This is a genomic window from Chitinimonas sp. BJB300 (genome assembly GCF_002735695.1).
In the GTDB taxonomy this organism is placed as follows: domain Bacteria; phylum Pseudomonadota; class Gammaproteobacteria; order Burkholderiales; family Chitinimonadaceae; genus Chitinimonas.
In genome coordinates this window covers 1-7,335 of sequence record NZ_PDZH01000156.1, presented here as the reverse complement: position 1 = coordinate 7,335, position 7,335 = coordinate 1, and the positions used below count along the sequence as shown (strand labels likewise).

Below are 7,335 nucleotides of genomic sequence, written 5' to 3'. Positions count from 1 at the left end.
ACCACCTACCATCGCCGACAAGCCCGTTGCTGTCGCCGCACCAAACGTGCTCAGCAAATAGTCGGTGTACAAATCGAGTTCTTTGTTCTTCATGGCGACAGGTTATCGTATGCACTGCGTAACATCAAAACCTGACTAATAGTCAGCTACGCGTCAGCAATACGGCGTTGAAAACACCCTCGGGATGCGCATTTACCACTTGTAAACGCCGCTTCCTCGGGTGTTTTCGCCTAGCTCTAGTTCGCGAGACCTTGAACATCCAAGCCCCAGCTCACCGACCATGCAATCACCCCGTCAAGGAGGCATGGTAATAAACCAGGGGCGCTCGTGCCAAATATGTCTTAGCCACACCTCACAAGTCGGTGCTGATAACGTTCTTCGCGCAATAAACCTTGAACAACCGGCGTGCAGCTTATAAGACGAGAGGATCAATAAGCGTTGCGCTGTCACATTTGGTCATAACTGATCTGCCCAAAGACTGAAGGCAACCGTTAGCTTTTAGCTGTCTTTTGTCGAGGAGATCCTGCATGGCACGTCGTAACTCTTCCACAGTGTGCGACCGCACTGCTGTCCAACGGTGCAAGCCAACAACAGCCCGACATCTTCTGCGTCGCAGCGTAGCGGCCATATTGCTGGCCTTTCCCCTCCACAGTCTTGCCATCAATGTCGCCAACGAATCAGACTGGGCAACCGCCATGGCGGCTGTCAGCGCGGCTGGAGCAGGCGCGACAGTCGACATCAACATCACCTCCGGCTTTACGCTCAGTAGTTCGCTAGCGGCCCTACAGGCCAGCGCCGCCAATGTCACCGTCAACATCAATGGTGGAGGGGCGACGATCAATGGCGCATCCACCTACCAAGGCATCTCCATCCAAGGCGCTCAGACACCCACCGTCAATATCTCCTCGCTGACTATTTCCAACACGCGCGCCCAGGGTGGTACTGGCCAGGCAGGTTACGCTGGTTATTACACTGTCCCACTAGCCTATGGGTCGGGTGCGGGTGGCGGGGGTGGCACCGGTGCCGGGGGTGGCTTGTTCGTCGGCGGCGGTGCCAACGTGACATTGACGGGTGTCAGTTTCAGTTCCAATAGTGCGCTAGGCGGTACAGGCGGTGCAGGGGGGAGTGCTCAAAATACATCGGCAGACATGGTCAACGGTGGCAACGGCGGTGCTGGGGGCACGCTGAATGGCGGTACCACCATTGGCGGTGGCGGCGCAGGTGGTACGGGTGGCCATAGTGGCAATGCCACAGTCGGAACAGCTGGGTCTGCCTTAGGTGCGGGTGGTGGCGGTGGTGGTGGCAAACAACCAGCTGGCAATGGAGACTATTCCGCCCCTGGCATGTCTGGTGGCGCAGGCAGTGGCGGCGGCGGTACAGGTGGTACTGGGGGACAAGGTGCCACTGAGCACGGCGTCAATAGCCCTGGGGCTGATGGCGGTAATGGCGGTAATGGCGGCGCGGGACGTGGCGGTGCTATTTTTGTCGATGCCGGTGGATCACTGACAATCATCGACACCGCCATCAGCGGCGCTTCGGTGACGGGCGGGACTGCGGGTGCGGGTGCGGGTGCGGGTGGGACGGGAGCCGGGTCAAGCGCATTTCCTGGCAGCAACGGCGTTACCGGCACATCAACCGGTGCGGGTATCTACCTCAACGGCCTGCGTCTCGGTGTTTCGGTGACTTCCGGCACAGTAACCTACGGAAACGAGATCAGTGGTAACGGGCAAGTGATTTCGGGTGTTACCGAAGCGCTCAATAAAACAGGTGGCGGCATCCTGGCCCTCTCTGCCACCAATAATTTCGTCGGGGCTATCGCAATCACCGGCGGTACGCTGTCAATCGGGGCAGCAGCCAACCTGGGTGATGCCTACAACAATGTCACGATAGGCACTGGCACCACCCTGGCTGTTACCAATACAACCTCGCTGGAAAATACCCGCTACATCTACTTAAACGGCAGCGCCACAATGGACACGGCCACTGGCACCACTACCACAGTGCTGGGGTATGTCGGCAATGGCACACCTGCCGGTTCCTTGAACAAAACCGGCGCAGGCACACTCGTACTTTCAGGTGCCAATGGTTATACCGGTACCACAACTATATCGGCCGGTACCTTAAGACTGGGTGCGGTAGGCGGGATTGCAGACAGCAATGATGTCGCTATCAGCGCCGGTGCGACGCTGGACCTGAACAACTTCAGTAAAACCCTCGGGGCGGTAAACGGGGCGGGCGACGTAACGCTGGGCAGCGGCACACTGACAGCCGGCACCAGCGGTAACCAGACGTTCTCGGGCACTATCTCGGGCACCGGCGGCTTGACCAAGGCGGACATCGGTACGCTGACGTTGACGGGCGCCAATACCTATACCGGCGCCACCACCATCAGTGCAGGCACCTTGCAGATTGGCAGCGGCGGCACCACCGGTAGCGTGGCAGGTAACATTACCAACAACGCCACCCTCGCCTTCAACCGGTCCGACAACATCAGCTACACCGGCGTGGTCAGCGGTAGTGGTGCGCTTACCCAGCAGGGAAATGGCACATTGACGCTTACCGGTGCAAATACCTACACCGGGGGCACTACCATCAGCGCCGGTACCTTGCAGATCGGTAACGGCGGCAGCACCGGCAGCTTGGCAGGCAATATCACCAACAACGCCGCCCTTACTTTCAACCGGTCCGACAACATCAGCTATGCCGGAAACATCAGCGGCACAGGGGCGCTGACCAAACAAGGCGCCGGAGTGTTGACGCTTTCCGGTACCAATACGCATACCGGCGGTACCACCATCAGTGCCGGTACTTTACAGGTCGGGAATAGCGGTACCACTGGCAGCCTGGCAGGCAATGTCACCAACAATGCCGCCCTCACCTTCCACCGGTCGGACAATCTCAGCTACACCGGTAACATCAGCGGCACTGGGGTACTTACCCAACAAGGCGCCGGGGTATTGACACTCTCGGGTACCAATACCCATTCCGGCGGCACGACGATCAGCGCGGGTACGCTGCAAATCGGCAGTGGCGGCACCACCGGCAGCGTGGCAGGCAATATCACCAATAATGCGGCGCTGACCTTCAACCGGTCCGACAACATCAGTTTTGCCAATGTGATCAGTGGCAGCGGCTCAGTCACCAAGCAAGGCGCCGGGGTGCTGACACTCTCGGATGCCAATACCTATACGGGCGGTACCACAATCAGCGCGGGTACCTTGCAGATAGGCAGTGGCGGCACCACCGGCAGTCTTGTCGGCGATATCACCAATAATGCGGCCCTCGTTTTCAGCCGGTCCGACAACATCAGCTACACCGGCGTGGTCAGCGGTAGTGGTGCGCTTACCCAGCAGGGAAACGGCACATTGACACTTACCGGTGCAAATACCTACACCGGGGGCACCACGATCAGCGCCGGTACCTTGCAGGTCGGTAATGGCAGCACCAGCGGAAGCCTTGCAGGAAATGCTACCAACAACGGCATCCTCATTTTCAATCGATCGGATGACAGCAGCTTCGGCGGTACTATCAGCGGCAGCGGCGCGCTCATCAAACAGGGTGCGGGCGTACTGACGTTGGCTGACGCGGCCAGCCACACCGGCGGCACGACCATCAGCGCCGGCACCTTGCAAGTGGGTAATGGCAGCACCAGCGGCAGTTTGGCAGGTGATATCACCAACAATGGCAGACTGGCATTCAACCGGTCGGATGACATCAGCTATACCAACACCATCAGTGGCAGCGGTGCGCTCATCAAACAAGGGGCTGGGATACTGATGCTGTCCAACACCCAGACCTATACCGGCGGCACCACCATCAGTACCGGTACTTTGCAAGTAGGTAATGGTGGCACCACCGGCAGCATCGTCGGCGATGTCGCGAATAATGCAGCGTTGGTCTTCAACCGGTCGGACGACCTCAGCTTCGTCGGTGCTATCAGTGGTACTGGCACACTCACCAAGCAAGGCGCAGGGGTGCTGACACTCGCCGGCGCGAATACCAATACGGGAGGCACCACGATCAGTGCCGGTACCCTGCAGATTGGTAATGGCGGCACCAGCGGTAGCCTCGCCGGCAATATCGCCAACAGCGCCACCTTGGTCTTCAACCGGTCGGATGACAGCAGCTTTGGCGGCACCATCAGCGGCAGCGGCGCGCTGGTCAAACAGGGGACTGGGGTACTGACACTCGCTGACGCTGCCAGCCACACCGGTGGCACCACCATCAGCGCCGGCACCTTGCAAATCGGTAATGGCGGCACCAGCGGCAGTTTGGCGGGTGACGTCACCGATAATGCGGCGCTGGCCTTCAACCGGTCGGATGACATCAGCTATACCAACACCATCAGTGGCAGCGGCGCGCTCATCAAACAGGGCGCTGGGACACTGACGCTATCTGGCGCGAATACCTATACCGGCGGCACCACCATCAGCGCCGGTACATTACAGATTGGCAACGGCAGCACCAGCGGCAGCTTGGTAGGAGGTGTGGTCAATAACGCAGCGTTGGCATTCAATCGGTCGGACGATATCAGCTTCACCGACACCCTTAGCGGCAGCGGCGCGCTCATCAAACAAGGCAGTGGCACGCTGACGTTCGCCAATGCAGCCAGCCATACCGGCGGCACTACCATCAATACCGGGACGCTACAGATTGGGAATGGCGGCACGGCAGGCAGCCTTGTGGGCGATGTCACCAACCACGCCACCCTGGTCTTCAACCGGTCAGATGGCAGCAACTTCATCGGTACCATCAGCGGCAACGGTGTACTCATCAAACAAGGTAGCGGAGTGTTGACCCTTGCCGGCGCTGCCAGCCATACCGGCGGTACGACGATCAGCGCCGGTACCTTGCAGGTCGGTGATAGCACTACCAACGGTAGTTTGGCCGGCGATATCACCAACAACGCGACGCTGGCATTCAATCGGTATGACGACATCAACGTTGCCGGTGCCATCAGCGGCAGCGGTGCCGTCATCAAGCAAGGCGCTGGTGTGCTGATGCTGACCAACACCACCGCACATACCGGTGGTACCACCATCAGCACCGGCACTTTGCAGTTGGGCAACGGTGGTGCAACGGGCAATGTGGTTGGAGACATCACCAACAACGCGATACTCACATTCAATCGGTCCGATGACGTCAGCTTTGCTGGCGCAGTCAGTGGTAGTGGTGTACTCGTCAAAAAGGGTGCCGGCGTCCTGACGCTTGCCGGCAATACCACCCACACTGGTGGCACCATCATCTGTGCCGGTACCTTACAAATTGGCAATAGCGGCAATCTTGCAGGCAATATCATCAATAATGCAGCACTGGCTTTCAATCGCACGGATGACCTCGAATTTGCCGGCTCGGTCAGCGGCGCCGGCGCCATCAGTAAGACAGGGACGGGGAAACTGACACTGACGGGCGACAGCAGCAGCTTCGCCGGCAACACCAACATTGACGCCGGCAGCGTACTCTTGACGGGCCGGTTGGCCGGCAATGTGACTTTGCAACGTAATGGCACGCTGTAGATTGGGAATGGTGGTGCCAGTGGCGACCTGACTGGCGCCATTCATAACGATGGCACGCTGATCTTTGCGCGGTCGGATGATTACGACTACACCGGTGCCTTGTCCGGTGACGGTGAACTGCGTCAAGAAGGGGCAGGACTAGTACGCCTGACCGGCACCTACACCTATACCGGTGCAACCATCGTCAAAAGCGGCAGACTTATCCTGGCGGCAGACCTGAACCCTGTCACCACGCTCGTCCTTACCTCGGGTAATTTTGACCTCGGTGGGCGCAGTCAGACCGTTGCAGGGCTGTCAGGCTCAGAGGGTACCCTCAACTTCAACAATGGCACACTGATCCTGGACCAAAGCACCACCACCGAATTTGGCGGTGTGTTGGCGGGCAACAGCAACAGCCGGTTGATCAAGAGCGGCACCGGTACATTGAACCTGACCGGCGTAAGCACCTTCACGGGCGCGACCACCGTCAATGGCGGCGTGCTTGCCGTCAACGGCACATTTCCATCCGCCGTCATGGTGGATACCGGCGGCACCCTGGGTGGTAACGGCACAATCGGTGCACTCACCGTAAACATGGGTGGCATTACAGCGCCGGGTAACTCGATCGGCACGCTGAAGGTCAGCAACGACATCCATTTCACACCGGGTTCAGTCTATGAAGTTGAAATCAATGCAGCGGGCAGCCACGACCAGTTGCAAGGTACCGGCAATATGACCATCACAGGCGGTACGGTAAGGGTGCTGGCAGAAAACGGTAATTACAAGCCCTCCACCACCTATACGGTCGCCACAGTAACTGGGGCGATCAATGGCAAGTTTGATCAAGCTACCAGTAATCTGGCATTCCTTAACCCGACGCTGGCTTACGACACTACCAATGTCTATTTGCAACTGGCTCGTAACAGCGTGGACTTCAGTACCATCGCCCAGACACCCAATCAGCGCGGTGTTGCAGGTGGCTTGCAGTCCCTGGGAACAGGCAACAGCCTTTTTGACGCTGTCGTCGCGATGGATGCAGCCAATGCACGCGCGGCTTTTGATGCCACTTCCGGGGAAATTCACACCGCATCCATCCTCAGCGGACAAGAAGATGCGCGCATCTCGCGTGAAGCCACCCTATCACGGCTATATGGCGCATCCAAAAGCGAATCGGGTGCATGGGTACAGCTGGTCCATAACTGGGGGAAACACAAGGAAGATGGCAACGCCGCCAAGTTGGATCGTAAACAACGGGGCGTTGTGATGGGCGTGGATACGGTAACAGCGGGTAACTGGCGCATCGGTGCCGCCGGCGCGATAACCGATACCGATGTGGATGTTACTGCCCGTTCCAGTAATGGCAGCCTGAAAAACAAGCAGTTGCTTCTCTACGCCGGTACTCAGTCGAAAACCTTGCGCGTTCGGGGCGGCTTGGGCTGGAGTCAGGGGGAAATGGACACCACTCGCCACGTCCAGGTCGGTGCCATCAACAATACGCTGGCAGCAAATTACGATGTGAAGGGACGGCAGGCTTTTGCTGAGATCGCATATCGTATACCGACCGGGCCTGCGACCGAAATCGAACCGGTTGCGATGCTGGCAAGCGTTCGGGTCAAACAAGCCGCACTCACCGAATCCGGTGGTGCAGCTGCGTTGTCGGGTAAAGCCCATGATACGACCAGTACATTTTCGGTGCTCGGCCTGCGGGGAAAAGTGAACCGCCCCGGGTTTTGAGGAGGCTTCTTGATCATAGAGAATAGTGCCATGAAGAAGACGACCCCCTTTTCCCCGGAAGTTCGCGAACGTGCGGTGCGTATGGTGCAGGAACATCGTGCCGATT

At 58.5% G+C, this 7,335-nt stretch carries 2 protein-coding genes; both read left to right on the top strand.

Going from position 1 to position 7,335, the window contains the following annotated elements:
* Nucleotides 1-527: 527 nt before the first annotated feature.
* Complete coding sequence (locus CSQ89_RS18620; protein WP_158229044.1) at nt 528-5,516, top strand: beta strand repeat-containing protein; 4,989 nt, start codon at nt 528-530, stop codon at nt 5,514-5,516.
* Nucleotides 5,517-5,615: 99 nt separating this feature from the next.
* Nucleotides 5,616-7,229: an autotransporter family protein gene (locus tag CSQ89_RS18615; protein WP_099407568.1), complete on the top strand. Its 1,614-nt coding sequence runs from the start codon at nt 5,616-5,618 to the stop codon at nt 7,227-7,229.
* The last annotated feature ends 106 nt before the right edge of the window (nt 7,230-7,335 follow it).